This is a genomic window from Bradyrhizobium sp. AUGA SZCCT0160, from assembly GCF_018130105.1.
Classification (GTDB): domain Bacteria; phylum Pseudomonadota; class Alphaproteobacteria; order Rhizobiales; family Xanthobacteraceae; genus Bradyrhizobium.
The window spans coordinates 220,302-246,984 of record NZ_JAFCMD010000010.1 but is presented as its reverse complement, the minus strand read 5'-3'; the positions used below and the strand labels follow the sequence as shown (position 1 = coordinate 246,984).

Below are 26,683 nucleotides of genomic sequence, written 5' to 3'. Positions count from 1 at the left end.
GCCTTCGAGCAAATCGCGCTGCCGCCGATACCGTATCTGGATTCGATGCCTTGGTTGGAGTGGAATGCCGGCGACGCGTTGAAGGTCGACACCCTGCTTGCGCCCCTCCCAGACCCGTGGGGACTCAAGCTGGCACCGGACGAGCGCGATAAAAGGAAGCCGGCGATCAGCTAATCCGAGCCCGATGCGATCTGTGCCGGCTTGCCGCAGATCGCATTTCCGGGTTTTCAGATTCATCATCACGCACGGTGCAGCGCAACAGTTGCCCGAAAGGAGCCTCGGCCGTTCCGCTTTACCTGCCATTAACAGCATGCCCAAGGTCGGCCAGGTCCCGAAGAAAATTTCACAGATTCCCTCTTGAAAATTTTTGCCGTTTTTCTAAGTCGGTTTTTGCCGGACGCCAGCTTGGGTCCGGCGAACCAGAGTGGGCGCCGGACGGTGTCCGACGCTCCTTCGTATCCATCTTGCTCTTAGGAGGACTTGGCTATGAGGACTTTTGACTTTTCGCCGCTGTGGCGTTCCACGGTCGGCTTCGACCATCTGGCGGACCAGCTTGACGCGAGCCTGCGGCAAACCGCCGACGATAACTATCCTCCCTACAACATCGAACGTTCCGGCGACGACGCCTATCGGATTTCGCTGGCGGTTGCCGGCTTTGGCGTGAACGATATCGCCGTCACCGCCGAACGGGACACGCTGATCATCGAAGGCAGCAAGCCCGAGGTCACGGAGCGCGAATACCTTTATCACGGCATCGCCTCACGGCCATTCCGCCGGGTGTTCAGTCTGGCTGACCACGTCAAGGTCAGGGAAGCGTTTTTCAAAGACGGCTTGCTGATCGTCGACCTGGTACGGGAAGTGCCGGAATCCATGAAGCCACGGCGGATCCCGATCCGTGGTGCGGAATCGTCTCCGCAGGTCGAGCGGAAGAAAGCGGCTTGAGCCGCGGCACGTTCGATGACGTACGCGCGCACCAGAGATCCGCGCGGAGCTTCTGCGCAAGAAAAGGAGGACAACATGGGTTTTCGTGATCTTATTCCGTGGTCGAGAAATCAGGAACTCGCGCCAACGCGCGAGAACTATGATCCGTTCATCACCTTTCACCGGGAGATGAACCGGCTGTTTGATGACGTATTCAGCGGGTTCGGAACGCTGGGGCGCAGCGGCAGCCCGCTGATGGAAGGCCGCTTCGGCTGGCCGAAAATCGAACTGAGCGAGACCGACAAGGCGCTTACCGTTTCGGCCGAGTTGCCTGGCCTGACCGAAAAGGATGTTCAGGTCGAAATCGCCCACGGCGTCTTGAGGCTGCGGGGCGAGAAAAGGGCCGAGCGCTCGGACAACGGAAAGTACTTTTCCGAACGTTTCTACGGTTCGTTCGAGCGGCAAATCCCGCTCGATGGCGTTGTCGAAGAGAAGGCCGAAGCGTCGTTCCGGGACGGCGTGTTGACGATCACGTTGCCGAAATCCGAAGAGGCTCGTTCCGACGTCAAGCGCATTGCGATCAACAAGCAATGACACCGGCTGGAGGCGTTGCAAAGGCGCGCCTCCATCCGCCTTCCCCCGTCTCTTAGAAAGGAGCGTTAAGGAGACAGTTCGATGACCAAGACCCGTTCGACCCCGACTGAACATGTTCTGTTCCATCCCGCCGCCCACTACGATTCACCGGATGATGTTCTGAACGATCGGCGCCTCTCCGACCCCGAGAAGCGCGTCGTGCTTTCTTCCTGGGCTTCCGACATCTACGCGGTGGAATCCTGCCCGGTGCTGCGGGACATCCCAGGAATCGGCCACACCATCCGGCTTGCCGACATTCTCGCCGCCTTGCGCCGCCTTGACGGCCAGGACGACGATCCCCCGCCGCGCGGTGGAGCGGCGATCCGGTTGCGGCGGCCCAGTTGGACCGCCGCGCTCTCCCGGAGATCGCAGCCATGCTGACGCCGACGATCCTCGCGCCTGTGCTGGCCAGCCGTGATTCTCGCGGCTAACGGACTACTCGCTTGGGCCGGAGAACGAAGCTCAGGAATTTGCTGAGTTGGGTGGGATTCGAAGACATGGTGACGAGATGTTAGCAAGCTTGCCCGGATGAACCAACGGCTGGGCGCAACGCCAGCTGATCAACGAAACCGCAAAACCCGCGCGCCGTTCCCGCATATCGCTGACGCAGGCACAATATCGAATTCATCTCCCATCCGCCGAAGAAAACTCCGGTACGGTTCTGCCAAATCCCGCTGCGACGGATGGAACGCAAGCAGGCTCGCGTTCACAACCAAGACGCCGGACGGATGGATCGCTGCGAACGACGGCAAACACCTCGAGCGCATGGTCGTAGCCCTTGATGGGCTGCCTTCCGATCGAGGCCAGCGGGATGCGATCCCTGACCTGTTCGGTGACGACAGGGTCGACCAGTATCTCGGCGTCGTCGGCCAGACTGCAAAGCCGTGATGCCAGATTGATGACGTTTCCGATCGCCGTGTAGTCGAGGCGCCCTTGATAGCCGAGGGTGCCGACGGTCGCGGGGCCCATCGCGATGCCCACGCCGAAGCCCACGGTGCAGCCGCCGGCGGACCAGTTGTTGGCCAGGGATTGCACGGCGGCCTGCATGTCGATCGCAAGCCTGATGCCGCAATGCGCCGGGTCCTCGCACCTGACCGGCGCGTTGACGAGAACCATCACGCCGTCACCGGCGAAGCGGATCAGGGTGGCGGCATGGCGTGCCGTGACCGCGCCGATGGCTTCGTAATATTCTCTCAGCACGGCCAGAATGGCCTCGGGCTCGGCGCGGGCGGAAAACGCGGTGAAGCCGCGCAGATCGCCGAAAATCGCAACCACGTCACGCCGCTGTCCATCCAGCAGCCGCGGATCGGAGTGTTCCACCAGTTCGGCGACCTGCGGGGCCAGGAATTGCTTCAGGCGATTGATGCGCTCGGATTTCTGCTGCGATGCCCCGAGTTCCTCCGCCATCTGGTTGAACCGGACTGCCAATTGCTCCAGCTCGTCGCGGCTTTCGATCGCGATGCGATGATCGAGCTGTCCCATCCCGATCCGCTCCGCGCCCTCCTCGAGCTTGCGGATCGGCACCCACATGCGGGATGCGCGCCAATAGGCGAGCACCAGCGCAAAAACGGTTCCGATGGCGATGAACATCAGGCAACGCCACACCGTCGCGCGCATGGATTCAAACGCCTCGACGATCGGCTGCTGGGCAATCACGGTCCAACCCACATTCGCGGCCTGTACCGACAGCGCGACGAAATCTCTCCCGTCATCGCCTGTGGTGACGACCGCCGATCCATTCGCAGCTGACACAACCGATTTGAGCCGGCTGAACTCGCCTGACCCGGCGCCACTGCGCAGCACCAAGCTGATGTCCGGGTGAGCAATCAGGCGTCCTCCGTCATCGACGACAAGGGCGTGGCCGGTGTTGCCGATCTTGATCGCCGCGATGACATCCCAGATCAGTTTCAAATTGATGTCGGCAACGACGATTCCAGCGGCCGCGCGGTTTCCCGCGACGGCGATCCGCATGTAGGGCTCTGAATCGCGCTGATATCGCACAGGTCCGTACCAGACCCGGTTCGCACGCGCCCCCACCACCGCGGGATCATCAGACATGTCCGTACCTCGACCGGTCCGGTTCAGACTCATCCTGGATACGAACACGCGTTCGGTGCCGGTCGGGTCAACCAACGACACCGAAACGATCGCCGGCACCTGCTGCAGCAGCCGCAGCCCGTCGACCCTGCGCCGGTCGTCCTCGCCCTGGGTCCAGGGAAACTGCACGAGCCAGCCGAGCTGATCGCGTATGCCATCGGTAAAGGTCTGGATCCGGTCGGCCGCAGCGCGGGCCTCGATCTGGAGCACTTCATTGAGATGAAGGCGATGGTCGCGAAAGGAGAACCAGGCCTCGATCACGGAGCCAAGTGTGAGCGGCACCACCACTGCGACAAACAGTGTGACGAAGTACTTGACGAACAAGGAGCGCCGCGGCCGGGTCATGCTGGCGGCGCCCGGCAACTGGAGCTGCACGTCACGATGAGATGTGCCGGCCTCATTCGATCACCTTGTTGGCGCGAAACAGGATGGAGGATTTGTCCAGGTCGATGCCGAGCAGTTCAGCCGTCCGGAGATTGACGACCAGCTCGAATTTGGTGGGTTGCACAACAGGAAGCGTGGCGGGGTTTTCGCCGCGCAGGATCCGGTCGGCGTAGGTCGCCAGCGCGAAATAGGTCGCGCGCTGGTTGGCGCCATAGCTGATCAGCCCGCCTGCGTCGCAATACTCGCTCCATCCGAACATCGAAGGCAGCCGATGCTTGATGGCGAGCTGGGCGATTTTTTCGCAATGCACCAGCGTGAGAACATCCGGAAAGACGAGCAACCCATCCGGATGCGCGTCGCCCACCGCTCCAAGCGCGTGGTCCAGCTCGCTTGCCCCTGCAAAGGGAACATAGCGCAGCGCGATGCCGAGCTGCCGGGCGGCGTCCTGCGTCGCGCGCCACTCCGATTGTTCTCCCGGATGAAGACTGTTCGAGAGGACCGCCAGGGTGCGCAGGCTCGGAAAGATTTCCTTGAGCAGTTCAACCCGTTTCCCCGCCACATCGAGCGACAGGAAGGTCGAGCCGGTGAAATTGCCGCCCGGTTCCCCGAGACTCTTGACGAGGCCGAGCTCCACCGGATCGCCGCTCAGCGCAAACAGGACCGGAACATCCGTTACCTCCGTCAGCGCGCGGGTCGCAGGGCCGCTCGACACGGCAAGGTCGACGTTGCCGCGCCGGACGTTCGATACCACCTCGCGCAGCGCCTGCGGGTTGCCGGGCGCATAGTGCAATTCCAGGGCAACGTTCTTGCCCTCGACATAGCCCCGCGCGCGTAATCCTTCGCGGAACCCGTCGAGGAACGGGTCGGGCTGGGACCCGGTGGAAACCCAGAAAATGCGATAGACCCTTGTCGGATCATGAGCCAATGCGGCGACCGGCCAAGCCATCGCAGCACCGACAAGCGTTATGAACTCTCTTCGTTTCATGCTGGCCACCATGGCCCAGACCGGCTTTCCAAGCTTCGAGCCGGCATTCAGATGAGCTGCAGATAATCTTGATTTTTCCCTTTTTTGGGCGGATCAGGGTACCGGGACGCGTCCGCGGCGATCTTCCAAGCCGCGGCGTCCCTACTCCACCCCATAGCGCGTGAAGTGATCGCCGATGCCGGCCTGGATTGTCCTGGCCGCCGAGATGTCGCTATCGCTGCCGGCCTTGTCGCCCTTCCTGAGCCTGGCAAGCCCGCGCCCATAGAGCGCGCTCGCCAGCTTCGGCTCGGTTCGCAACGCAGAATCATAATCATCGATCGCCGCGTCGAGCTGGCCCATCTTCAGATGAACCAGCCCACGCGAGTCGTACGTTTCGGCATTGTTGGGTCCCGACTGAAGCGCCCTGTTGCAGTCCACCAGCGCGGTTTCCAACGGCCCGAGGACAGCACGTGTCCAGCACCGCCCGCTCCATCCGGCGGCCAGATCGGGCTGGACGCGAACCGCCTCGTCATAGTCCCGCGCCGCGCGATCGTACTCGTGCTTCTTCAGGTAGATTCCCGCACGGTTGGCGAAGGCTCGGCCGTAGTTGGGATTGAGCTTGATCGCCTGATCGAGAGACTGGATGGCGAGGTCGTATTCACCCTTTTTCAGGTAAATTACACCCCGGTTGTTGAACGGCCGGGCATCGCCTGGATTGAGCTTGATCGCTTGATCGAAATTAGGGATGGCGCGATCGTAGTCGCCCCTTGAGGCATAGGCATTGCCACGATTGTTGTGGGCGACAGCCAGGGAGGCCGTCGTGAGTTGACCCGATCCGATAAGCGCCGTGCAAGCATTGATCCGGTGCTCGAGCGACGCGCGATGCGAACCGTTGCACAGCTCGAGATTCCCGAGATAGGTGCTGCTCTTCGGGTTCTGTGCCGCCGCCGGTGATCCGAACAGCAGCAAGGCGAGGATCGGCGCCAGGCCGAGGACAATGCGCCCGCTTGCGCTGGATTCCATGTCAGGCTTCCGGGTCCTGGAATAAGGGGGTGTGCGGTCGACCGCCTAGCACCCCCGACAGATTTTCAGATTTGACCCGGGAGGCGTTGGTTCGGATGGCGCCGCCGCCGGTCTCCCGGGCTTTCGCATGACCTTGCTCTTGCCTTCTTCAATGAGGGTGGAAAACTTGAATGTCCCATCGTCCGAAATTTCGACGTGCGGCGTGGTGCCTCGAATCCCCATTGTCGCGACGGGGGTATCGACCTTCATGTCGCCGGTCTTCGCGACGTGGCCGGCAACAAACGTGAAAGTTCCTTTGGTCAGGCTGAGCAAGGTCTTGTTGGACTTTCCGTTTGGGTCGTACACGAACTCGCTCAAGGCCATGCGCGCGTTGCTCGACAGATTGAACGCGGTGCCATCCGTAAAACTAATGCCGACCCGGCCGTCGGCGCCGGTCGCGACCACGTCGCCCTCATAGACGACATCACCAACCTTCGCCTGACCGGCTTGAGCGTCGGCGCGAACCTGAATGACGCTTGCACCGGCGCGTTCGATGGTAACCGAACCTGTCGCGACAACGACTTTTCCAATCGGCTTGGATGCGACATCCTGAACCGCGGGCACCGCAGAACCGCGTTGCGCCTGAGCCGGGCCGGAGAAGAATCCGGCGATCGCCAGAGCGAAGCCTGTCAGCAAAACGGCAATCTTATGGTTGCACATGAACGGCCCCTTCCCGAGCAAATCTCGTTCGTGCGGCCACACCGGTTCCTTGAACCGCTGGCCAGGGCAATAATGGATGCGATTGGATATTATGCCGGACCGGCTGCTCCGCGCCACCTCCCCCAAAAGGAGTACCCCTTTTGCGCCGCGGGCCTCGTGCAGACTTTCCTAATCCCTTCCACCGGATTGCGCTATTTTGGCACAGACGATTTCCACGGTCAGTCGTTGGCTGACCGCGCCAAATGTTTTGACCTGAATGCGCAACAGGTAGCGGCAGGCCGGGACGGAACTCATGTTCACAGGGTCCCACGCCGAAACCGGGGACGATCGTAACGCGGCAGCGGAGCGGCTTCCCCGCGTCATCGGCAATGTTCAGACGGAAGCCGGTAGCCGCCCCCTCGGCCAGGGGGCGAAGAGCGATTGCCCGCACGCCGACAGGCCATTTCCCGGCATTTCGGGCCGCACGCACGCCCGGTTCGGCCTGCTGTGGCTCACAGCGCTGACCTTCTCCATGATGAAGGAAGCCGGAGCTGCGGACCCGAATGTCGTTTTCCTTGATGATGGCAGCATAACCTACAAGGATCTGGAGCACGGAAGCTTCGAGCTTGTGACCAAGGAGCCTATCCCGCGGCACTTCGTCGTTGAGGATCCCGGCGAAACGATCGTCCTGCGCGTCGAAGGATCCTCGATCAATATCAGCCGGGTCACAAATTCCTCCTCGCGAATGGCGGAGTTGCAGGCAGCCCAGCAGGAAGCGCTCGCCACCCTTGCGAAAGGCATGGAGTCATCCGGATCGAGCACACCTCCTTTGGTCGATCGGCTGCCGGTGCAACCGATCAATTTTATCGAGACTGACGTCCCCACCCCAACGGGGGGCTCGCTCCTGCCGCTGCCGGTGCCCAACTTCCCTTCCACCCAAGTTATTATCGCACTGCCGCCTGTCCCGCCGACGCTGAATGCCGTGACAGGGCCGACCGAAATCGACACCTCGGCGTTTGACACCTTCACCGCGACGAGCGGAACTTTTGTTGCCAGCAGCACCAACAGCACCACACTGACTTACGGCATCAGCGGCCGGACCGCCGGCAGCACGGTACTGGATGGGGAGACATTCGATGTCTCGCAGACCGGCCCCTACGGCACGCTTTACGTCAACAGCACGACCGGCGATTACACTTTCGTTCCGGACAGTCACGCGATCAATGCGCTGACCGAGCCCACGACCACGAGCTTCACCGTCACGGTGTCTGACGGCGCGCTCGCAGCCAGCCAGACCTTCACGATCGCCATCAACGGCACCAACGACGCGGCCGTCATCTCCGGTGCCGCGACCGGCTCAACGGTCGAGGCCAGTGGCGTCGCCAACCGCGCGCTGGGCGCTCCGACCGTGACCGGCACGCTCACCAACACCGACGTCGACAATCCACACGATACCTTCACGGCGATCGAGACGCCCATTGCGAGCGCGGGCGGCTACGGCTCTTTCGCCATAACGGCGAATGGCGTGTGGACCTACACGCTCGACGAGACCAACGCCGCGGTGCAGGCGCTCAATGTCGGCGGCACGCTGACCGACACCTTCACCGTGACCACCGTCGACGGCACCGCCAAATTGGTCACGGTCACCATCCAGGGCGCCAACGACGCGGCCGTCATTTCCGGCGCCACGGCCGGCGCGGTGATCGAGGCAGGCAGCGCCGAGTACGGCACGCCGAGCGCGACCGGCACGCTGACGGACACCGATGTCGACAACACGCCGAACAGCTTCACGCCGGTTGACGCGCCGACCGCGAGCGCGGGCGGCCATGGCACCTACACGTTGACCGCGGACGGCCTGTGGACCTACGCACTCGACGATTGCGACCACGCGGTGCAGGCGCTCAACATCGGGGACACGCTGATCGACACCTTCACCGTGACCACCATCGATGGTACGCCGCAGGTGGTGACGGTCACGATCCAGGGAACGAACGACGCGGCCATCATCTACGGCACCACCACCGGGTCGGTGACCGAGGCTGGGCACCATGAACCCGGCAAGCCGACCGCGTGCGGCACACTCACCAACACCGACATCGACAATACGCCCAATACCTTTACGGCCGTCAGCACGCCGACGGTGAGCGCGGGCGGCTACGGCACCTTCACCATGACGGCGGATGGCAAGTGGACGTACACGGTCGACGACAACAACGGCGCGGTGCAGGCGCTCAATAGCTGCGACACCCTTTGCGACAGCTTCACGGTCACAACCATCGACGGAACCGTCCAGGTGGTGAAGGTCACCATCCAGGGCGCCAACGACCCGGCCGTCATTTCCGGCGCCACAACCGGAAGCGTGATCGAGGCTGCTTGTCATGACTACGGCCAGCCGATTGCGTGCGGCACGCTCACCAACACCGACGTCGACAATGCGCCCGATACCTTCACACCGGTGTGCTGGCCGGAGGCGAGCGCGGGCGGCTACGGCACCTTCACCATGACGGCGGCGGGGGTGTGGACCTACACGCTCGACAACAACAACTGCACCGTGCAGGCGCTCAATAGCTGCGACACCCTTTGCGACAGCTTCACGGTCACAACCATCGACGGCACCGCCCAGGTGGTGAAGGTCACCGTCCAGGGCGCCAACGACCCGGCCGTCATCTCCGGCACCACAGCCGGATGTGTGGTGGAGGCTGGTTGCGATGATCAAGGTAACCCGGTCGCGTGCGGTACGCTCACCAGCACCGACGTCGACAATACGCCCAATGCCTTCACGCCGGTCTGCTGGCCGGAGGCGAGCGCGGGCGGCTACGGCACCTTCACCATGACGGCGGCCGGCGTGTGGACCTACACGCTCGACAACGCCAACTGCACCGTGGAGGCGCTCAATGACTGCGACACCCTTTGCGACAGCTTCACGGTCACAACCACCGACGGCACCGCCCAGGAAGTGAAGATCACGATCTACGGCACCAGCGACGGATTCAATTTCAAGGCGTCGGCTGCCGGCGAGTCATTCCAGTTCAACGACGAGATGATGGGCTTTGACGCTTCAAACGCCATCGATCCCCTTGATGTGGATTTCTCCCAAGCGGCAATCAGCCCAAGCGAAGGACAACTGGCGACGCCAGCGGGAGCACAAACGCTTGCGCAATCGCTGTCAGGAAATCCCGCTGATGACAATTTCAGCTTTGTTCTGGAACCGTTGGCGACCGCCGCCGCTTTTCATGCGCCGCACGACCTCATGGTGTGACGGCGCCGATGCAGGCTGCTTGCTGCGCGCGCCTTCCGAAGAAACCAGGCTTCTCCGAAAAGCGCTGCAGGATTTTTACTTGGTGACCTTGTCGACCACCGCATCGATGCCCATGCGGATCGCGGTGCCGGTGACGAAGGCAACCACGACGACCGGGATCCAGATGAATCCGCCCGAGACGGAGTCGAGTTCGACAGCATTCAGTTCGCGCGCGTCGGTGTTCAGCTTGGTCATATCAGTCTCTCCCGTTATCGGTGGAAGGACTGTCCCCACCACTCGTAAGAGATTGACAATCCGCAGCGCACCAAGGCCGCTGTGTCGGACGTCACACTCAACCCGGTGCGTGGAACGGGTGTAGCGCGCGGCGCAAACGCCACAGAATCGTGAAGCCGCTGCGGATTGCGACGGTGCGGCCTGGGCATTACCTCGCGCAATACGGTTTTGCCGGGAGCGAATATAATGCGCGCTGTTCTGGCCTTTGGCCTTTTGATCGCCCTCTGTGCTTCTGCCAATGCCGCAAAGGTGCAGCACGCCAAACCGCATGCGGGCCAGTCACGCCCGGCCCAACCTGTTGCTGCCACCAGGGGCTATGCCGTTCCCGGTTGGACCGACGCACAGACGCGGTATTGGATGGACAGCTTTCACGGCGGAACGGATTGACGCCGAGCGGCACAACTATCCGCGCATCACCGCATTGGCCTTCTCGGCGGCGGCGGTCATGGCAATCTTCGCCGATTTTGCTCCCGAGACCACTTCATTCACGCCGATCATGAAGGCGTCCATGATGGGCCGGGATTGCGGATGGAAAAGGATCGCCTTCGCGCGGTCGACGTCGGCATTTTGCAAGTTGGTCAGTGCCGCTGCGGCGGCCTGCGGGCCGAACGCCTTCTTGAATTCCTCGCTCGACCAGGCCGACAGGCGTGTCGTCGCAAGCCCCGCCGCGGCGGTCTGCAGCGAGGTCGCCCTGCTTGTCGCCCACAGCAGAAAAAGGAAAGCGGCCCGCTTGTTTCGCGATTTGGAATTAATGCACGCCTGCCAGTGCGACATGAAGGGGACGGATGCCTGCCCGGGGGCATGCGGAAAGGCCGCAAATTCGGCCTGCTTCGTCACGCGGCTCTTGGCGGGATTGGAGATGTCGGTCGCGAAGTTGCTGCTGTCGATGGCCATGGCCGTCCTTCCCTGAAGGAAGTCGTCCAGCACGTGGTACCATTCATAGCTGCCCACGCCGACCGGCCCGGCCTGGCTGAGCAGCTGTCCGAACATCTCGACGGCCGCGATGGCCTCGGGGCTCGCGAAAGCAGCCTTGTTGTCCTTGACCATGTGTCCTCCATACGAGAACACGAAGCTCATGGCCGGCACGGACGAATTGCCGCCGGCCTGCGCGCGCATGGCAATCCCGGACATCGCGCTGGTCTTGACCGCCTTGGCGGTGGCAAGCAGCGCTTCGAAAGTCTGGGGAATCGGCAGGTTCCTGGCCGTTCGTGCATCGCTGTTGACAAACAAGGTCACCGCCTCGGAGGTGATCGGGATGGCGTAGCGCTCGCGGTCCGACCACAGTGGAAAGGCGCGGGCCGTCTTGAGAAGGTCGTTCTCGTCGTACCATCCAAGATCGGTCAGCGACTTGTCGGAATAATAGGCGTTCAGCGGCTCGAGCCATCCTGCCGAGATGCCCTGGCCATACGTCGTCCACATGAAGACATCGGGCGTGCTGCTGCCACGGTTGAGCTGTATCGGCAGCGCGCCCAGATAGGCGGTCTCCAACCGGAAGTCGGTAGTGACGATGATACCGGTAAGCTTGGTGAAGTCCCACAACAACGGAGTGATCGCGTTCGACCAGGGATGGATTGCGCCCGCGAGCGAAATCGTCTGCCCCGCAAATTGCTTCCAGTCTATCGCGGCCTTGGCGTAGCTCGCGGCGGCATCCTCTGCAAAACCCCACCGCGGCAGCATGGCGAGCGCCGGCAAGGTGACGCCCGCCGTGCCCAATCCCTTGACGAAGCTCCGCCGGCTGGCCGAGCTTGGACTGCTCGGAAACTTTTCGCCTGGACCCATGTGGTTTGGAGCCATGTGGTTGCTCCTGCCGGGGGATCGGCCTTCACAACAAGCGGGCGGGGCCTTACCCGTGACGTTCTGGCCCCTTGCGTGTAATCTGCACGGTGGAGCTTGCCGGTTCCCGTCGCATCCCGCGGACCGCGGCTATATTTTCATTATAATAGCAATGTTCTGCGTCGGCATCAGAAAATAATCGCTCACGCGAGCATCGAAGACCAGGCCAATGTCAGTCACTCTGAGCCAGTCCTCTCGGTGGTTTGCTCGTCCACTCGCGCTGGTGGTCGCGGTTCTTCTAACTGTGGTTGTCGCGACCGGGTTTCTCGGCTTCAGATATTGGCAGGAGCGACAAGCGGCAGATCTTTTGTTCGAGCGTGGTCGCCAGGTGCTCGAGACGCTTGATCGGCTGCGGACGGTCATCGCCGACGTGGAGGCCCAAAGGCGCGGGTATCTGCTGACTCTGGACCCCTCATATCTCAAGGCCTATGGCGTCTCCGACGAAAGCGTGCGCCGAGACGCCCAGGCGCTCCAGGCTCTGGTAGCGAGCGATCCATTGCAGAACCATCGTGCCGGACATCTGGCGCTGACCGTTGCAGCAAAGCTCCGCGAGATCGACGACATCGTCAATACTGCCCGAACCAGCTCCGGGCCGGCAGCGCTGGCGATGATCCGCAGCCTGGACGAGATCCGGTCGCAAATCGACCAGATGGTGGACCACGAGCGCTTCCTGCGCGTGGATCAGGAGAGGCGCGCCGAGGCACTCGAACGCCGCAAAGCCTGGCTGATCGCTACGGCTGTCGTCGTTGTCGCGGTCCTGGCAGGGGCAGCACTGGCGCTCGCACGGTTCGAAGCGAGGCGCCGGCGAAAAGCGACCGAGGAGAACGTCCAGCTCCAGAGCGATATCGAAGCGCGTGACAGGAAGATCCGGCGCCTGGTCGACGCCAACATCATCGGGATCATCATCTGGGAGGTCGATGGGCGCATTCTTGAGGCCAATGACGAGTTTCTCCGCATGGTGGGATACGACCGGGAGGATCTCACCGCGGGTCGCCTGCACCGGACACAGCTGACGCCGCCGGACTGGCGCGAGCGCGACGCGCGTACCGTGGCAGAGCTGAAGCGGATCGGGACGGCCCAACCGTTCGAGAAAGAGTATTTGCGGAAAGACGGTAGCCGCGTCCCCGTGCTGATCGGCGGGGCGATGTTCGAAGAAGGTACAAATCAAGGTGTTGGCTTTGTCCTCGATCTGACCGAGCGCAAGCGGGCGGAAGAGGCGTTGCGGCAAAGCGAGGAGCGCTTTCGCACCCTCGTGCAATTCTCCTTCGACGTGTACTGGGAGACCGACGCGCAGCATCGCTTTGTTCACCAGGAGTTCGCCGAGAGCCTTGCCGACGCGCCGGCATGGGGCGCCGAGATCGGGAGGACGCGCTGGGAGGTGCCCTACCTGGAGCCCGACGCAGAGGCCTGGCGCAAGCACCGGGAGACGCTCGATGCCCACCTGCCTTTCCGTGATTTTGAGCTCGCGCGCCCTGCCCCCGACGGCAGCAAGCGTTACGTATCCGTCTCGGGGCTGCCGATGTTCGACGAGAGGGGGCGCTTCGTCGGCTACCGCGGCGTCGGGCGGCACATCACCGAACGCAAGCGGGCCGAAGAGGCCTTGCGCTCCGCGCAGGCGGAGCTCGCCCACGCCAATCGCGTCGCCACGCTGGGGCAGCTGACGGCCTCGGTCGCCCATGAAGTCAGCCAGCCGATCGCCGCAACCGTGCTCAACGCCCAGGCCGCGGTGCGCTGGCTAGGCGCTCAGCCGCCGAACCTCGGCGAGGTTCGGCAGATCCTCGGTCAGATCACGGATGACGGCAAGCGTGCCGGCGACGTCATCGGCTGGATCCGGGCCCTCATCAAGAAAGCTCCCCCGAGAAAGGAGAGCCTGGAGATCAACCAGGCGATCCTCGAGGTCATAGCCCTGACCCGCGGCGAAGCGGTGCAGAACGGCGTCTGGGTGCGGACGCAACTCGCAGAGGGCTTGCCGCGCATTCAAGCGGATCGGGTCCAGCTGCAACAGGTGATCCTCAACTTGATCATCAACGCCATCGAAGCAATGAACGGCGCCAGCGAGGGGACGCGGGAGTTGCTGATCAGCACTGCCGCAGATGCCTCGAACGGCGTGCTCGTCAGCTTGCGGGATACCGGTCCGGGACTGGATCCGGCGAGCCTCGAGCACCTCTTCGACGCGTTCTACACCACCAAGTCCAGCGGCCTCGGCATGGGACTAAGCATCTGCCGTTCGATCATCGAAGCGCAAGGCGGACGGATTTGGGCCGACGCCAATAAACCTTGCGGCGCCGCCTTTCATTTCACCCTGCCCTTGGAAAAAGAAGAGACCGCTGCTGCCGAGCACGCCGGCCCAATGCCGGCGGTATGAGTGCTGGTCGGGGAGCTGCCCGTAGCGGCGAATCCGCCTGCTGCGATAGGGTGTTCGCGGAAGTCCAACAGCGCGTTTTCTCTCGTCTACTTCCCTACCGAGATATCATTCCTCATGCCGCTGCGCTCGTGCGAGCCACCTTCCTTGCTCGATCGAGATAACCACAATTAGAATCCTGCCTTGAAAAATCCGGAAGCGAGTGAGTTTGCGAGCCGCAGCGACGCTGAAACTGTTTCATATCGCTGACCATCGAGTTTGACGTTGTAATGTTTGGGCAGCCAGCTCAGTCTTTTGTCAATGCCCGTCGTTAGCGGCTCGCCCGTAATGCCGACAGAGTTCAACGGCCAGATTCCGACGGGGACGATTTCGACCGTCGCCCGCACCAGTTTGGTCCCATCACCAAAGCTCCTTCCGATGTCGATGGGATCCACTTTCTCTACTGTCTTCGGATCGTTCATGTCGCGAAAGCGAACGAGCAGCGGCAGGCTAGTAAGCGGCAATTCGCGTGAGCCCGATATACGCCGTAGCTGTTTCAAGCCCTCATCGATCGGTTCCGGAAGTGCCCCGCCTGGAAAATTGAACGCACGAAGGATGATGGTTTCGGGCGTCGATCGGAGATCAGCGCCCTCCTTGAGGAGCGCAAACAAGGTACCGCGGAAGCCCAGATCGAGCACAACCGCTTCTCCCCGATAGCCCACAGTACCCGGCGACTGCCCGGCAAAGCGTGATTGCTTGCTATAGGTAACTTCGATTACACCCGCCCCCGTCTTGGTCACGCCGTCTACCTGCGCCTCAAGAGTCAGGCGATATCGCACGGTCACGCTCGGATAGGCCGTCACGCAGAACACCGCCGCGCCGGCGATCAGCAAGGTCGCAACGCCGAGCCATTTCATTCAGACGACCTCAATAAACTTGGCGGGTGCGCCGCCGTTCCAGCTTGAGATACATGGCGCAGCTTCATTGACAAATCGCTTCGCCCCACGGTTGCATATGTGCCCGCCCCGTTAACCCCACTTCTTAAGCGCCCATCCACCATTGCCGGACGGAGCCGGCGCTTAACCATTCCGATTAACATCCCCTCAATCCACTCCCGACAATTCTAGCGATCGTAGCGGGGAGAGATTGCCGTGGACGGCTTTTCATTGAACGTCTTTGCCATCGAGTTCATCGGGCTGATGATGGTAGCGCTCTGCCTCGTCGTGCTTGCGCTGCCCTCGGGGCGCCGGCCGTCGAAGCACGCCCGATACGAGTAATTCTTTCCGGCCGGCCGGGCTTCGCCCTGTTGCGCCTAGGCCTCCTTGGCCGGAACCACCGTTTGCAGGGCTCGCCCCAAGCGCGTCCTGCCGCAAAGCGCACGCAGAAAGCGGTGCTTTGCCTCCACTCCAGGGCCAAATTTTGCCCAAAGACCCTTGACATACCAGCGCTTTCGGCGGAACGCCTGTCGAAAGCGTCATGGACTGTTCATGGATCTGATTACCACCACTTCCGACCTTGCGGCTGCCTGCGATCGCCTCTCCAAGCACCCGGTCATCACCGTCGACACGGAGTTCCTCCGGGAGACGACCTACTATCCCCTGCTCTGCGTCGTGCAAATGGCGAGCGCGGACGAAGCCGTCGTGATCGACACGCTGGCGGAGGGCATCGACCTCAAGCCGTTCTTCGAATTGATGGGCAATGAGGCGGTGCTAAAGGTGTTCCACGCCGCGCGCCAGGATATCGAGATCGTCTGGCACCAGTCCGGCACCATTCCGCACCCGATCTTCGACACCCAGGTCGCAGCGATGGTGCTCGGCTATGGCGACAGCATCGCCTATGACGCGCTGGTCGAGCGCATCACCGGCCACCGCCCGGACAAGACGCATCGCTTCACCGACTGGTCGCGCCGGCCGCTGACATCAGACCAGATGCATTACGCGGTCTCCGACGTCACCCATTTGCGCGACGTGTTCGCGGCGCTGGACGCCGATTTGAAAAAGCGCGGCCGCAGCGAATGGGTCAGCGAGGAGATGGAAGTCCTGACCTCGCCGAAGACCTATGATTTCCATCCCGAGCGCGCCTGGGAGCGGCTGAAGACGCGGGTGCGCAAGCCCAAGGAATTGGCCGTGCTGATGGAAGTCGCAGCCTGGCGCGAACAGGAAGCGCAAAGCCGCGACGTGCCGCGCAGCCGCGTGATGAAGGACGACGCGGTCGGCGACATCGCCACCCATGCGCCGACCTCGCTGGAGCGTCTCGCCAATTTGCGCTCGCTGCCGAAGGGTTTCGACCGCTCCAAATGGGGCAGCGACATCGTCGCCGCCGTACAGCGCGGCATCGCGCGCGATCCTGCGACCTTGCCGAAGCTCGAAAAGCCGCGCGGCAATTCGAATGGCGCTGCGATCGTCGAGCTCCTGAAGGTGCTGCTGCGAATGACCTCGGAGCGTCATGCCGTGGCCAGCAAGGTGATCGCAACCGTCGACGACCTCGAGCAGATCGCGGCCGACGACCAGGCCGACGTCGCCGCGTTGCATGGCTGGCGCCGCGAATTATTCGGCGAGGCGGCGCTATCGCTGAAGCACGGCAGGCTGGCGCTCGCGATCGAAAAAGGCCGCGTGGTCAGGGTCGATCGGGATAAGGCGGTTTGAGACGCGGCAGCGGGGCCTTATGGTCCGAGACGCGCTTCGCGCTCCTCACCATGAGGGGCTGAGGGATAATCCAGCCCCGTCATGGCCGGGCTTGTCCCGGCCATCCACGTCTTTCCTTTCCAGTCCAGCCGAAGAAAAGACGTGGATGCCCGGCACAAGGCCGGGCATGACGGATAGAGCGCGTCTACGAAACTACCACTTGAACTCGACGCCGAACGTGCCCTGGTGCGACTGCATCGCGGCGCGGAATTTGGCGTCGTAGTTGATGTAGAGGCGCGCGGTGTTGGTCAGGCTGAGCGAGGCCGAGGCGCCGGCATCCGCGCCGTACTGGCTTTCGCCGATGCCCTGGAAGGTCACGCTCTGGGCGCCGAGGCTGACCGTCGTGTCGGAGAAATTCTGCACGACGTTGTTGACGAACTTGCCGTAGGCCGACAGGTCCAAAATCTTCTGGTCGAAGATCCAGTAATGGCCGACCTCGGCACCAACAAGCACGCGGAAGCGCTGCACGCTCGCGCCCGTTGCCGTCACCGGATCGAGGCCACCGAACTCCTGGAACGCTCCGGTCTGCGCGCGGACATATTCGACCGCGCCCTTGGGCACGATGCGGTACTGGTCCTTGGACCAGTAATAGCTGATTTCGCTCAGCACGCCGTCGAGCCTGGCGTTGTAGCCGGCGGTCGCGAAACCCAAACCGGTATCGCGGCGCGAATTGATGTTGCCAAAACCGTGCACGATCACGCTGGCCCAGGTCCACGGCCCGGCATCGACGGAGGCGTTGAAGCCGAACTGGGTCAGGTCGATCCTGGCCGACTGCAACGCCAGCGGCACGTCGATGTCGGTCCGGCTCTGGTCGACGGAGATGCCGACATTGACGCCGGTTGCGATGCGCGCGCCGATGCCGGCGACGCCGCCCCAGGTCTTGCGGGTGTCGCCGACGAAAAACCCGAGCGGACCGTTGTTGGCCGAAATGCCATAGCCCTCGAACCAGGTCCGGTAGCGCGGTGTTTCCGCAGCCTCGGAGGCGCCGCCGCCGCCGGGATTGGTCCGCATCATGCGGCTGAAGCCGCTGGTGGTGCCGAACCGTTCCAGGAAATTGCTGCCGAGATTGGTGATGGTTGCTGTCGACGACACCGCTGAGTTGATCATCTGTGGCGTCGGGGACGGCGATGGTGTGGGCGTTGGCGTCGGCGAGGCCGTCGGTGTTGGCGTGGGGGTCGGTGTCGGCGTCAGCTGTGCCTGCGCGGAAGACACACTGAGCGCGAGCACGAACGCGATCGCCGCCAGTCGCGCCAAAGCGCGACCGCCCCCGATCCTCACCGCTCGCGATGCGCAGCGCATCTATTCCATTCCCGAAAAAAGCGCCCGCTCAAAAAATGCGCGACAAGCCGGTCAGCATGCCCGGATTTGCGCCCAGTTCGCGCAGAGCGTCAATCGCTTACGGGCCTGACACAGGATTGAATGGAAGCCGTTGTTGTTCGCCGGCCACAGTGCTTTGCACCGGGTGGCACTGGCCTAGTCCTGCGCGGGCCAGATCAGGGTTCCGTCCGGCGCGGCCTGTCCGGAAATCCTGCAGATATCGCCTTCGAGGCGGACCTTGCCGCTGGCGAGCAGCCGCAGCGCCGCGGGATAGATTCGGTGCTCGATGCCGAGGATGCGCTGCGACAGGGTCTCGGCGGTGTCGCCATCGGCCACCGCAACCGCGCCCTGCATCACAATCGGCCCCGCGTCGGTTTCCGGGATCACGAAATGCACAGTGGCGCCTGAAATCTTCACGCCGGACGTGAGCGCCTGGCCGTGCGGATCGAGGCCGGGAAAGGATGGCAGCAGCGAGGGGTGGATGTTGAGCATCTTGCCGTACCAGCGCTGGACGAATTCGGCGGTGAACAGCCGCATGAACCCGCCAAGGCAAATCAGCTCGACATTCTTTTCGTCCAGCGCCCGCTGCAGCACCGCCTCGAAGCCGGCGCGGTCCTTGCCGAACGGCTTGCTCTCGATGACGGTCGTGGGAATGCCGCTCGCAGCAGCCTTTTCCAGGCCACCGGCATCGGCGCGGTTGGAAATCACGGTGACGATTTCCGCCGGGAAATCCGCAAGCTTCGCCGCGTCGATCAGCGCGGCCATGTTGGATCCACGCCCGGAGATCAGAATGGCGACGCGGCGCTTCACGGCGTCACCGCGACAGGTCCAGATGACCGTTATAGACCACGCGGTGCTCGCCTTCCGCCGCGATCACTTCGCCGAGCAGGGCAACGGTCTCGCCGCCCTCGGTGAGGATCTCGGTGACCCTGTCGACCGCATCCGGCTTGACGATCGCGACCATGCCGATGCCGCAGTTGAAGGTGCGCAGCAATTCGAGCTCGGCGATGCCGCCCTGCTCGGCCAGCCATTTGAAGACCGGCAACACCGGAAGCCGGGCCAGATCGATGCCGACCCCGAGATGCTTCGGCAGCACGCGCGGAATGTTGTCGGTGAAGCCGCCGCCGGTGATGTGGGCGAGGCCCTTGATGGCGCCGGTTTCGCGGATCGCGCGCAGGCACGACTTCACATAGAGCCGCGTCGGCGCCAGCAGCGCGCCGCCGAGCGTCATGACGGGCGAGAACGGTGCCGGCGCGTCAAAGCCGAGGCCGGCGGTTTCGACGATTTTCCGAACCAGCGAGAAGCCGTTGGAATGCACGCCCGAGGACGCCAAGCCGATCACAGCGTCGCCGATCGCAATATCCGGACGGGGCAGCAGCGTGCCGCGTTCGGCCGCGCCCACCGCAAAACCTGCGAGGTCGTAATCCCCGTCCTTGTAGAGGCCGGGCATTTCCGCGGTCTCGCCGCCGATCAGGGCGCAGCCGGACTCCCGGCAGCCCTCGGCGACGCCGGCCACGATGGCCGCCGCAGCTTCCGGATCGAGCTTGCCGCAGGCGAAATAGTCGAGGAAGAACAGCGGTTCGGCGCCCTGCACCACGAGGTCATTGACCGACATCGCCACCAGGTCGATGCCGATTCCGCCATGCAGGCCGGTCTCGATCGCGATCTTGACCTTGGTGCCGACGCCGTCGGTCGCGGCCACCAGCACCGGGTCCGTGAAGCCGGCTGCCTTGAGGTCGAACAGCCCGCCAAAACCGCCGATTTCGGCGTCGGCGCCGGCGCGGGCGGTGGCGCGCACCATCGGCTTGATGAGATCGACGAGGCGATTGCCCGCATCGATATCGACGCCCGAATCGGCGTAAGTGAGCCCGTTTTTGCGGTCGATCATGCTCAATTCCCGTCAGAAGACGGCTGGTTACGAGGATTTCCGCGATCCTGCAATGGCTCGCAAGGACCGGATGCATATACTATGTAGATAACAACCGGCCTGCCCCGCAAAGGGCCGGATCTGTTACGTAATCAGGGCCGGTGGCCAGGTAGCCGGGAAGCGACCGAGTTGAATATTCCGAATATCATTACGCTGGGTCGCATCATCCTGGTGCCCATTATCGTCTGGGCGATCGCCTCGAGGCAGATGGAGATCGCATTTGCGATCTTCGTGATTGCCGGCGTCAGCGACGCCGTCGACGGTTTCCTCGCCAAGCGCTTCAATATGACCAGCGAGCTCGGCGCCCTGCTCGACCCCCTCGCCGACAAGGCACTTCTGGTCTCGATCTACGTCTCGCTCGGAATCTGGGGCGCGGTGCCGCTGTGGATCGTGATCCTGGTGGTGTCGCGCGACATCATGATCGTCACCGCCGTGATCGTGTCATGGTTGTTCGACAAGCCTATCCCGATGAAACCCTTGATGGTCTCGAAGCTCAACACAGTGGCGCAGGTGGCGTTCGCCGCCCTGGTGCTGGCGTCGCTCGGCTTCAACTTCAAGCCGACGCCGTACGACCTGATCCTGATGGGTTTTGTTACGGTCTTTACTTTGGTTTCCGTCTCCCTCTATCTCGTGGAGTGGGTGCGGCACATGAGTACGATCGAGGCCAAATAGGCGTTTTGTTCGAAGCGTTGTCCTCACGCGAACCGGTACCCACTTCGCTTGAAAACGCCATGGTTCCGGAGACTTGCGTGGCAGTTCGCGTTCAACCCCGTCAGCTTGCCTTTGCGCTGCCGCACGCCGAAAGCCTGACCCGCGACAATTTTCTGGAAGGGCCGGCCAATGAAGCGGGCCTGGCGCTGATCGAACGCTGGCCCGACTGGCCCAACCGCATCATGCTGCTGGTGGGCCCGGAAGGCTCCGGCAAGAGCCATCTCGCCGCGATCTGGGCCGAGCAAGCCGGCGCCCGCTCGATCTCAGCCCATGCCTTGACGCCAACTGCAGTACCCGGCGCGCTTGCGACGGGGGCGCTGGTGGTCGAGGACCTGAAACCGGGGGATTTCGACGAGCGCGCGATGTTCCACCTGATGAATCTGGGGCGGGAAGACGAAGCCTCCATTCTGATGACGGCGCGGATTGCGCCATCGGCCTTCGAGGTCGAACTGCGCGATCTGCGGTCGCGGCTGCGCGCGGTGCCGACGGTGTCGCTGCTGCCGCCCGACGACCTCCTGTTCCGCGGCCTGATCATCAAATTCTGCGCCGACCGCCAGCTGAGCATCGACGAGACTGTCGTGAGCTATCTCGCCAGCCGGATCGAGCGATCCTATGCGGCCGCGCGCCAGGCCATCGACCTCTTGGATAGCGAGGCGCTGCGGCTCGGCCGGCCGGTGACCCGGGCGCTGGCGGCCGAACTGCTCCGCGACGCCTGACGGGCGCTACTGCCGCTGCGCGCCATGTCACGCCCCCGCCGCCTTGACGGCGGCGGCCGGCGGAACATCAATGTCATCGAAACGTCATCCAACTATCACATGGTGCGCATGGCATCCGCCTAGATTGGCGCGGCGCTCCAACTGAGATGGATCGAAACTTCATGGACTCGGCGCAAGTTGTTGAAATAAAAGAAAAAGACGTAATTGCCGAAGCGCCGCTGGCGATCGCCACTAGCCCGGAGCGGTTCATCAATCGCGAGCTGTCCTGGCTGCATTTCAATCGCCGGGTGCTCGAGGAAGCCGTCAATCCCGGCCATCCGGTGCTGGAGCGGGTCCGGTTCCTGTCGATTTCAGCCAATAACCTTGATGAATTCTTCATGGTCCGTGTCGCCGGTATCAAGGCGCAGGTCCGTGAAGGTATTGCCGAACGCAGCCCGGATGGCCTGACCCCCTCCGAGCAGCTCGTCCGCATCAACCAGACGGTTTCGGAACTCGCCTCCGACCAGCAGGCGATCTGGAGCGATCTGCGCACCATACTGTCCCAGACCGGCATCATTCTGGTCGACAACCACGACGTCACCAAGGCCGAGCGGAGCTGGATCGAGGATCACTTCCTCCACAACATCTTCCCGCTGCTGACGCCGCTCGCGATCGATCCGGCGCACCCCTTCCCGTTCATCCCAAGCCTTGGTTTCACGATCGCGCTGCATCTGTCGCGGGTCGCCGACGGCAAGCCGATGAACGCGCTGATCCGCATGCCCGGCAAGATCGACCGCTTCATCCGCATGCCCGCAGGCAAGGACGGCGCGGTACGCCTGATCACGCTGGAACAGGCCACCGGCCTGTTCATCGGCCGCCTGTTCCCCGGCTACACCGTCAAGGGCCAGGGTGCCTTCCGCATCATCCGCGACTCCGAACTGGAAATCGAGGAAGAGGCCGAGGATCTGGTCCGTCTGTTCGAGACCGCGCTGAAGCGGCGGCGGCGCGGATCGGTGATCCGGCTCGAGATCGAAGCCAAGATGCCGGAGGAGCTTCGTGCCTTCGTGCAGCAGGCGCTGTCCACCGCCGACGACGAGATTTTCCTGGTCGACGGCGTGCTGGCGATGAACGAACTGTCGCAGCTGACGCGGCTCGACCGGCCCGACCTCGAATTCGTGCCTTATGTGCCGCGCCATCCCGAGCGCGTGCGCGACCATGGCGGCGATATCTTCGCTGCGATCCGGCAGAAGGATCTGGTGGTCCATCACCCCTACGAATCCTTCGACGTCGTCGTGCAATTCCTGCAACAGGCCGCGCGCGACCCCGATGTGGTCGCCATCAAGCAGACGCTCTACCGCACCTCGAACAACTCGCCGATCGTGCGCGCGCTGGCCGAAGCCGCCGAAGCCGGCAAGTCGGTGACCGCCTTGATCGAACTGAAGGCGCGGTTCGACGAGGAAGCCAATATCCGCTGGGCGCGCGACCTCGAACGCGCCGGCGTGCAGGTGGTGTACGGCTTCATTGAACTGAAGACCCACGCCAAATTGTCGATGGTGGTGCGCCGCGAGGGCGGCAACCTCACCACCTATGTGCACACCGGTACCGGCAATTATCACCCCGTCACCGCGCGCATCTATACCGATCTGTCCTACTTCACCTCGGACCCGATCATCGGGCGCGATGCGGCGCGGGTGTTCAACTACATCACCGGCTACGCCGAACCCAGCGACATCGAGCGCATGGCGGTGTCGCCGCTGACGCTGCGCAACCGCATCATCGAACACATCAAGGGTGAATCCAATTACGCCCGCCACGGCAAGCCTGGCGCGATCTGGATGAAGATGAACTCGCTGGTCGATCCTGATATCATCGACGCGCTGTATGAGGCCTCGCAGGCCGGCGTCTCGATCGAGCTCGTGGTGCGCGGCATCTGCTGTCTGCGGCCCGGGCTGCCCGGACTTTCGGAGAACATCCGCGTCAAATCCATCATCGGCCGGTTCCTCGAACACGGCCGAATCTACTGCTTCGGCATGGGTCAAGGCCTGCCGAGCACAAAAGCTGCTGTGTATATCTCGTCCGCCGACATGATGCCGCGCAACCTGGACCGCCGCGTCGAGGTGCTCTGTCCGCTGCAAAATCCTACGGTGCATCAGCAGGTTCTCGAACAGATCATGGTCGCGAACCTGAAGGATACCGAGCAAAGCTGGCAATTGTTGCCCGATGGGTCTTCAACGCGTATGAAGGCCGCGAAAGGCGAAGAGCCGTTCAATCTGCACAACTACTTCATGACGAATCCGAGTCTGTCAGGCCGTGGAAAGTCTCTCAAGGAATCTTCGCCGCGCCGCCTCACGCGCCGGAATGAGCGTCAGCATTCGTCCTAGCGGGTTGCGTCACATGGGGGATTGGCGGTGAAGCGGCCGCGCAAGCGCGCTAGCAGCGTCGCCGTCATCGATATCGGTTCGAACTCGGTTCGTCTCGTCGTCTATGAAACGATGGCGCGCAGCCTCGTCACGATCTTCAACGAGAAGGCGCTGTGCGGGCTCGGCCGCGAGGTCCAGACCACCGGGTTGCTGGCGACCGACGCCGTCGCCAAGGCATTGACCGCGCTGCGGCGGTTTCGCGCGTTGTGCAAAATCCAGAAGGTCGGCCGCGTCTATGCGATCGCCACGGCGGCCTGCCGCGACGCCTCCAACGGCCCCGATTTCATCGCCAAGGCCGAGCGCATCTGCGGCGCCCGCATTCAAATCCTGTCGGGACCGCGCGAGGCCAAATTGTCGGCGCTAGGCGTCGTCTCCGGCGTGCACAATCCCGACGGCATCGTCGGCGATCTCGGCGGCGGTTCGCTCGAACTGATCGACGTGCACCGCAACCGCGTCCGCAGCGGCGTCACGCTGCCGCTCGGCAGCCTGGCGCTGCAGGATCTGTCGGACAAATCGCTGAAGCGAGCCGAGCGAATCGTCTCCGACGAACTGTCCGACGTCGCCCAGCTCACGGCCGGCCGCGGCCGCACTTTCTATGCGGTCGGCGGCACCTGGCGTGCGCTGGCGCGCATCCACATCATCCAGAGCGACTACCCGCTGCGGGTGATGCACGGCTATTCGATCCCGGCGGCGGACGCGCTCGACTTCGCGCAGCGGCTGCGGCGGCTGGTTGCGGCCAACATGCTGGCCAATATCGAGATGATCTCCGACGCGCGGCGGCCGCTGCTGACCTACGCGGCGCTGGTGCTCGAACACATCATTCGCGTTGCCAAGCCCAAGACCATCGTGTTCTCGACCTTCGGCGTGCGCGAGGGGCTATTGTACGAAAAGCTGCCGCCATCCGAGCGCACCCTCGATGGATTCATCTGCGCCGCGCAGACGCTGAACCAGCTGTTGTCGCGCTCCGCCCGCCATGCCGAAGAACTGGTCTCGTGGACCGATCGTCTGGTCAGGGTCGTTAAGCTGCGCGAAACGCCCGAGGAACGCCGGCTGCGCCACGCCGCATGCCTGCTGTCCGACATCGGCTGGCGGGTGCATCCGGACCATCGCGGCGAAGAGACGTTGAGCCTGATCACCAACGGCAATTTCGGCTCGATCAGTCACCAGGGCCGCGCCTTTGTCGCGCTGTCGGTGTTTTACCGCTACGCGGGTCTCAGCGAGGAAAACGAACCGCCGGCGCGGATCCGCGAACTGGTGCCACCCGCCATGGACGAGCGCGCCAGAATGCTCGGCGCCGCGTTCCGCGTTGCGCATCTGATCTCGGCGGCGCGAACCGGTGTGCTGCCCGCGACGCACTTCCGCAGCCAGGGCCGCAAGCTGATGCTGGTGTTCGAGCACCGGATGGTCGATCTCGTCGCCGACCGGGTCGGCAGCCGTTTCAAGCAACTGGCCCGGCTGGTCGGACGCTCCGGATCGATCGTGCGGCGGTAAAGACAGAACTAGTCTAGAGTCCCTGTCTCATTGCACAACGGCCCCAAGCATGGACGCGACGGATCGCCGAGAGCTCAGGCTCAAAAAACGCCCGGAAGATTCCCGGGCGTTTCCGTGTCGCGATGCGAGCAGTTCGCTACGCGTTCCGCTGTGTGAACCCCTACGCCGCCTTGGCGGCGTGCTCGGCGGCGTGTTTTTCCTGGGCGCGTCTGCGCCACGTCGATCCTATCATCAGCACGATCGCGATGCCGATCAGGCCGCACACCACCTCGGCACCATGACCGCCATTGGCGAAGTGCAAGCCGATCGGGCCGAAAACGCGGTCGAGCGAAACGCCGACCGGGCCATCGGAAAGCGTACGCAAATAGGGAACGACGGCAGGATCGGTGGCCATGACCTCGCCGGCGACCCAGCCGAGCAGGCCTGCACCGGCCCACACCAGAGCGGGCATGCGCGTCAGCAGCGCCATGATCAGCGCCGCACCGGCAACGATCAGGGGAACGCTGATCGCAAGGCCGATCACCAGCAGCGGAATGCTGCCATTGGCGGCGGCCGCAACCGCAATCACGTTGTCGAGGCTCATCACGATATCGGCGATCGCCACGATCCGCACGGCGGCCCACAGATGCGCCGCCGCGTGAACGTCGCCCTCGCCTTCATGTTCGGGCACGAGCAGCTTGGCCGCGATGTAGAGCAGCGCCAGGCCGCCGACCAGCTTGAGGAACGGCAGCGCCATCAGCGACACGACGATGCCGGTGAAGATGATGCGCAGCCCAACGGCGACGCCGGCGCCGAGGATCATGCCCCAGAACCGCTGGCGCGGCGGCAGCCCGCGGCACGCCATCGCGATGACGAGCGCATTGTCGCCCGACAGCAGGATGTTGATCCACATGATCTTGCCGAGCGCGACCCAGAAGGCGGGCTGCTGCATCTCGGCCTGGAACTGCGTGAAGAAGGTCGAGATCGTCGCCGGATCGAAAATTTGCAGCACCCAGTTCACAGCATTTCCCCCCGGCGCGTGGCCGTCCTTGG

General features: G+C 63.2%; 24 protein-coding genes. 13 read left to right on the top strand and 11 right to left on the bottom strand.

The genetic code is table 11. The features are described from left to right. The first annotated feature begins 486 nt into the window (after positions 1–486). From JQ558_RS18555 to JQ558_RS18545, 3 genes are all read left to right on the top strand, one after another. On the top strand, positions 487–942 hold the full coding sequence (locus JQ558_RS18555; RefSeq protein WP_212294482.1) for an Hsp20 family protein: 456 nt from the start codon (positions 487–489) through the stop codon (positions 940–942). Positions 943–1,017: 75 nt separating this feature from the next. Further along, positions 1,018–1,515 (top strand): Hsp20/alpha crystallin family protein, encoded by a 498-nt coding sequence (locus JQ558_RS18550; RefSeq protein ID WP_212215248.1) that lies wholly within the window; start codon positions 1,018–1,020, stop codon positions 1,513–1,515. An 81-nt stretch (positions 1,516–1,596) separates the two neighbouring features. Continuing rightward, positions 1,597–1,935 (top strand): hypothetical protein, encoded by a 339-nt coding sequence (locus tag JQ558_RS18545; RefSeq protein WP_212294481.1) that lies wholly within the window; start codon positions 1,597–1,599, stop codon positions 1,933–1,935. A gap of 243 nt (positions 1,936–2,178) precedes the next feature. On the opposite strand, the gene JQ558_RS18540 is transcribed toward JQ558_RS18545, so the two are convergent. The 4 genes from JQ558_RS18540 to JQ558_RS18525 form a co-directional block, all read right to left on the bottom strand. Continuing rightward, entirely contained in the window at positions 2,179–3,996 is a 1,818-nt protein-coding gene (locus tag JQ558_RS18540; protein WP_212294480.1) for an adenylate/guanylate cyclase domain-containing protein, read from the bottom strand. Positions 3,997–4,048: 52 nt separating this feature from the next. After that, positions 4,049–5,020, bottom strand: a complete 972-nt coding sequence (locus JQ558_RS18535) for an ABC transporter substrate-binding protein (protein ID WP_212294479.1) — start codon at positions 5,018–5,020, stop codon at positions 4,049–4,051. A gap of 141 nt (positions 5,021–5,161) precedes the next feature. Next, complete coding sequence (locus JQ558_RS18530) at positions 5,162–5,968, bottom strand: tetratricopeptide repeat protein (protein WP_249142527.1); 807 nt, start codon at positions 5,966–5,968, stop codon at positions 5,162–5,164. A gap of 99 nt (positions 5,969–6,067) precedes the next feature. Continuing rightward, positions 6,068–6,763, bottom strand: a complete 696-nt coding sequence (locus tag JQ558_RS18525) for a FecR family protein (RefSeq protein ID WP_312014999.1) — start codon at positions 6,761–6,763, stop codon at positions 6,068–6,070. 250 nt (positions 6,764–7,013) lie between these two features. Here JQ558_RS18525 and JQ558_RS18520 point away from each other — a divergent pair, with 250 nt between their 5' ends. Continuing rightward, positions 7,014–9,959, top strand: coding sequence for a VCBS domain-containing protein (locus JQ558_RS18520; protein WP_212294477.1), 2,946 nt, complete (start codon positions 7,014–7,016; stop codon positions 9,957–9,959). 75 nt (positions 9,960–10,034) lie between these two features. Here JQ558_RS18520 and JQ558_RS18515 read toward each other — a convergent pair whose 3' ends face one another. Beyond that, positions 10,035–10,193: a hypothetical protein gene (locus JQ558_RS18515; RefSeq protein ID WP_212294476.1), complete on the bottom strand. Its 159-nt coding sequence runs from the start codon at positions 10,191–10,193 to the stop codon at positions 10,035–10,037. Positions 10,194–10,418: 225 nt separating this feature from the next. Here JQ558_RS18515 and JQ558_RS18510 point away from each other — a divergent pair, with 225 nt between their 5' ends. Further along, positions 10,419–10,619 (top strand): hypothetical protein, encoded by a 201-nt coding sequence (locus JQ558_RS18510; RefSeq protein WP_212294475.1) that lies wholly within the window; start codon positions 10,419–10,421, stop codon positions 10,617–10,619. Positions 10,620–10,634: 15 nt separating this feature from the next. Here JQ558_RS18510 and JQ558_RS18505 read toward each other — a convergent pair whose 3' ends face one another. Next, entirely contained in the window at positions 10,635–11,771 is a 1,137-nt protein-coding gene (locus JQ558_RS18505) for an ABC transporter substrate-binding protein (protein WP_249142526.1), read from the bottom strand. A 463-nt stretch (positions 11,772–12,234) separates the two neighbouring features. Here JQ558_RS18505 and JQ558_RS18500 point away from each other — a divergent pair, with 463 nt between their 5' ends. Next, positions 12,235–14,430 (top strand): PAS domain S-box protein, encoded by a 2,196-nt coding sequence (locus JQ558_RS18500; RefSeq protein WP_212208019.1) that lies wholly within the window; start codon positions 12,235–12,237, stop codon positions 14,428–14,430. A gap of 167 nt (positions 14,431–14,597) precedes the next feature. Here JQ558_RS18500 and JQ558_RS18495 read toward each other — a convergent pair whose 3' ends face one another. After that, complete coding sequence (locus JQ558_RS18495; protein WP_212208018.1) at positions 14,598–15,323, bottom strand: hypothetical protein; 726 nt, start codon at positions 15,321–15,323, stop codon at positions 14,598–14,600. A gap of 234 nt (positions 15,324–15,557) precedes the next feature. On the opposite strand from JQ558_RS18495, the gene JQ558_RS37885 reads away from it, so the two are divergent. Both JQ558_RS37885 and rnd read left to right on the top strand, forming a co-directional pair. After that, on the top strand, positions 15,558–15,683 hold the full coding sequence (locus tag JQ558_RS37885; protein WP_283813701.1) for a hypothetical protein: 126 nt from the start codon (positions 15,558–15,560) through the stop codon (positions 15,681–15,683). A gap of 210 nt (positions 15,684–15,893) precedes the next feature. Continuing rightward, positions 15,894–17,051 carry a ribonuclease D gene (gene rnd, locus JQ558_RS18490; protein WP_212208017.1) on the top strand — a complete coding sequence of 386 codons (1,158 nt, stop codon included), beginning with the start codon at positions 15,894–15,896 and terminating at the stop codon, positions 17,049–17,051. A 192-nt stretch (positions 17,052–17,243) separates the two neighbouring features. Here rnd and JQ558_RS18485 read toward each other — a convergent pair whose 3' ends face one another. After that, on the bottom strand, positions 17,244–18,182 hold the full coding sequence (locus tag JQ558_RS18485) for an autotransporter outer membrane beta-barrel domain-containing protein (RefSeq protein WP_312014578.1): 939 nt from the start codon (positions 18,180–18,182) through the stop codon (positions 17,244–17,246). Between JQ558_RS18485 and JQ558_RS38145 the strand changes: the two genes are divergently transcribed. Beyond that, positions 18,163–18,498, top strand: a complete 336-nt coding sequence (locus JQ558_RS38145; protein WP_312014579.1) for a hypothetical protein — start codon at positions 18,163–18,165, stop codon at positions 18,496–18,498. The genes JQ558_RS18485 and JQ558_RS38145 overlap by 20 nt on opposite strands. Positions 18,499–18,563: 65 nt before the next feature. Here the strand turns inward: JQ558_RS38145 and purN are convergent, their stop codons facing one another. Beyond that, a complete protein-coding gene (gene purN, locus JQ558_RS18480; RefSeq protein WP_212208015.1) occupies positions 18,564–19,217 on the bottom strand; it encodes a phosphoribosylglycinamide formyltransferase in 654 nt (217 codons plus the stop codon). Positions 19,218–19,221: 4 nt separating this feature from the next. Continuing rightward, complete coding sequence (gene purM, locus JQ558_RS18475) at positions 19,222–20,295, bottom strand: phosphoribosylformylglycinamidine cyclo-ligase (RefSeq protein WP_212208014.1); 1,074 nt, start codon at positions 20,293–20,295, stop codon at positions 19,222–19,224. Positions 20,296–20,463: 168 nt separating this feature from the next. Between purM and JQ558_RS18470 the strand changes: the two genes are divergently transcribed. The 4 genes from JQ558_RS18470 (at position 20,464) to ppx (ending at position 25,651) form a co-directional block, all read left to right on the top strand. Then, positions 20,464–21,006 (top strand): CDP-alcohol phosphatidyltransferase family protein, encoded by a 543-nt coding sequence (locus JQ558_RS18470; protein ID WP_192740702.1) that lies wholly within the window; start codon positions 20,464–20,466, stop codon positions 21,004–21,006. Positions 21,007–21,083: 77 nt separating this feature from the next. Next, positions 21,084–21,761, top strand: a complete 678-nt coding sequence (locus JQ558_RS18465) for a chromosomal replication initiator DnaA (protein ID WP_212294474.1) — start codon at positions 21,084–21,086, stop codon at positions 21,759–21,761. Positions 21,762–21,922: 161 nt separating this feature from the next. Continuing rightward, positions 21,923–24,121, top strand: a complete 2,199-nt coding sequence (locus JQ558_RS18460; protein WP_212294473.1) for an RNA degradosome polyphosphate kinase — start codon at positions 21,923–21,925, stop codon at positions 24,119–24,121. A 27-nt stretch (positions 24,122–24,148) separates the two neighbouring features. Beyond that, positions 24,149–25,651, top strand: a complete 1,503-nt coding sequence (gene ppx / locus JQ558_RS18455) for an exopolyphosphatase (protein WP_212294472.1) — start codon at positions 24,149–24,151, stop codon at positions 25,649–25,651. 160 nt (positions 25,652–25,811) lie between these two features. Here the strand turns inward: ppx and JQ558_RS18450 are convergent, their stop codons facing one another. After that, positions 25,812–26,651 (bottom strand): TerC family protein, encoded by an 840-nt coding sequence (locus JQ558_RS18450; RefSeq protein WP_212208010.1) that lies wholly within the window; start codon positions 26,649–26,651, stop codon positions 25,812–25,814. Between the last annotated feature and the right edge of the window lie 32 nt (positions 26,652–26,683).

Coding starts and splice junctions, on each gene's coding strand:
- JQ558_RS18555 (WP_212294482.1), top strand. CDS start 487: ATGAGGACTTTTGACTTTTCGCCGCTGTGGCGTTCCACGGTCGGCTTC.
- JQ558_RS18550 (WP_212215248.1), top strand. CDS start 1,018: ATGGGTTTTCGTGATCTTATTCCGTGGTCGAGAAATCAGGAACTCGCG.
- JQ558_RS18545 (WP_212294481.1), top strand. CDS start 1,597: ATGACCAAGACCCGTTCGACCCCGACTGAACATGTTCTGTTCCATCCC.
- JQ558_RS18540 (WP_212294480.1), bottom strand. CDS start 3,996: ATGACCCGGCCGCGGCGCTCCTTGTTCGTCAAGTACTTCGTCACACTG.
- JQ558_RS18535 (WP_212294479.1), bottom strand. CDS start 5,020: ATGAAACGAAGAGAGTTCATAACGCTTGTCGGTGCTGCGATGGCTTGG.
- JQ558_RS18520 (WP_212294477.1), top strand. CDS start 7,014: ATGTTCACAGGGTCCCACGCCGAAACCGGGGACGATCGTAACGCGGCA.
- JQ558_RS18515 (WP_212294476.1), bottom strand. CDS start 10,193: ATGACCAAGCTGAACACCGACGCGCGCGAACTGAATGCTGTCGAACTC.
- JQ558_RS18510 (WP_212294475.1), top strand. CDS start 10,419: ATGCGCGCTGTTCTGGCCTTTGGCCTTTTGATCGCCCTCTGTGCTTCT.
- JQ558_RS18500 (WP_212208019.1), top strand. CDS start 12,235: ATGTCAGTCACTCTGAGCCAGTCCTCTCGGTGGTTTGCTCGTCCACTC.
- JQ558_RS18495 (WP_212208018.1), bottom strand. CDS start 15,323: ATGAAATGGCTCGGCGTTGCGACCTTGCTGATCGCCGGCGCGGCGGTG.
- rnd (WP_212208017.1), top strand. CDS start 15,894: ATGGATCTGATTACCACCACTTCCGACCTTGCGGCTGCCTGCGATCGC.
- JQ558_RS38145 (WP_312014579.1), top strand. CDS start 18,163: ATGGTTGCTGTCGACGACACCGCTGAGTTGATCATCTGTGGCGTCGGG.
- purM (WP_212208014.1), bottom strand. CDS start 20,295: ATGATCGACCGCAAAAACGGGCTCACTTACGCCGATTCGGGCGTCGAT.
- JQ558_RS18460 (WP_212294473.1), top strand. CDS start 21,923: ATGGACTCGGCGCAAGTTGTTGAAATAAAAGAAAAAGACGTAATTGCC.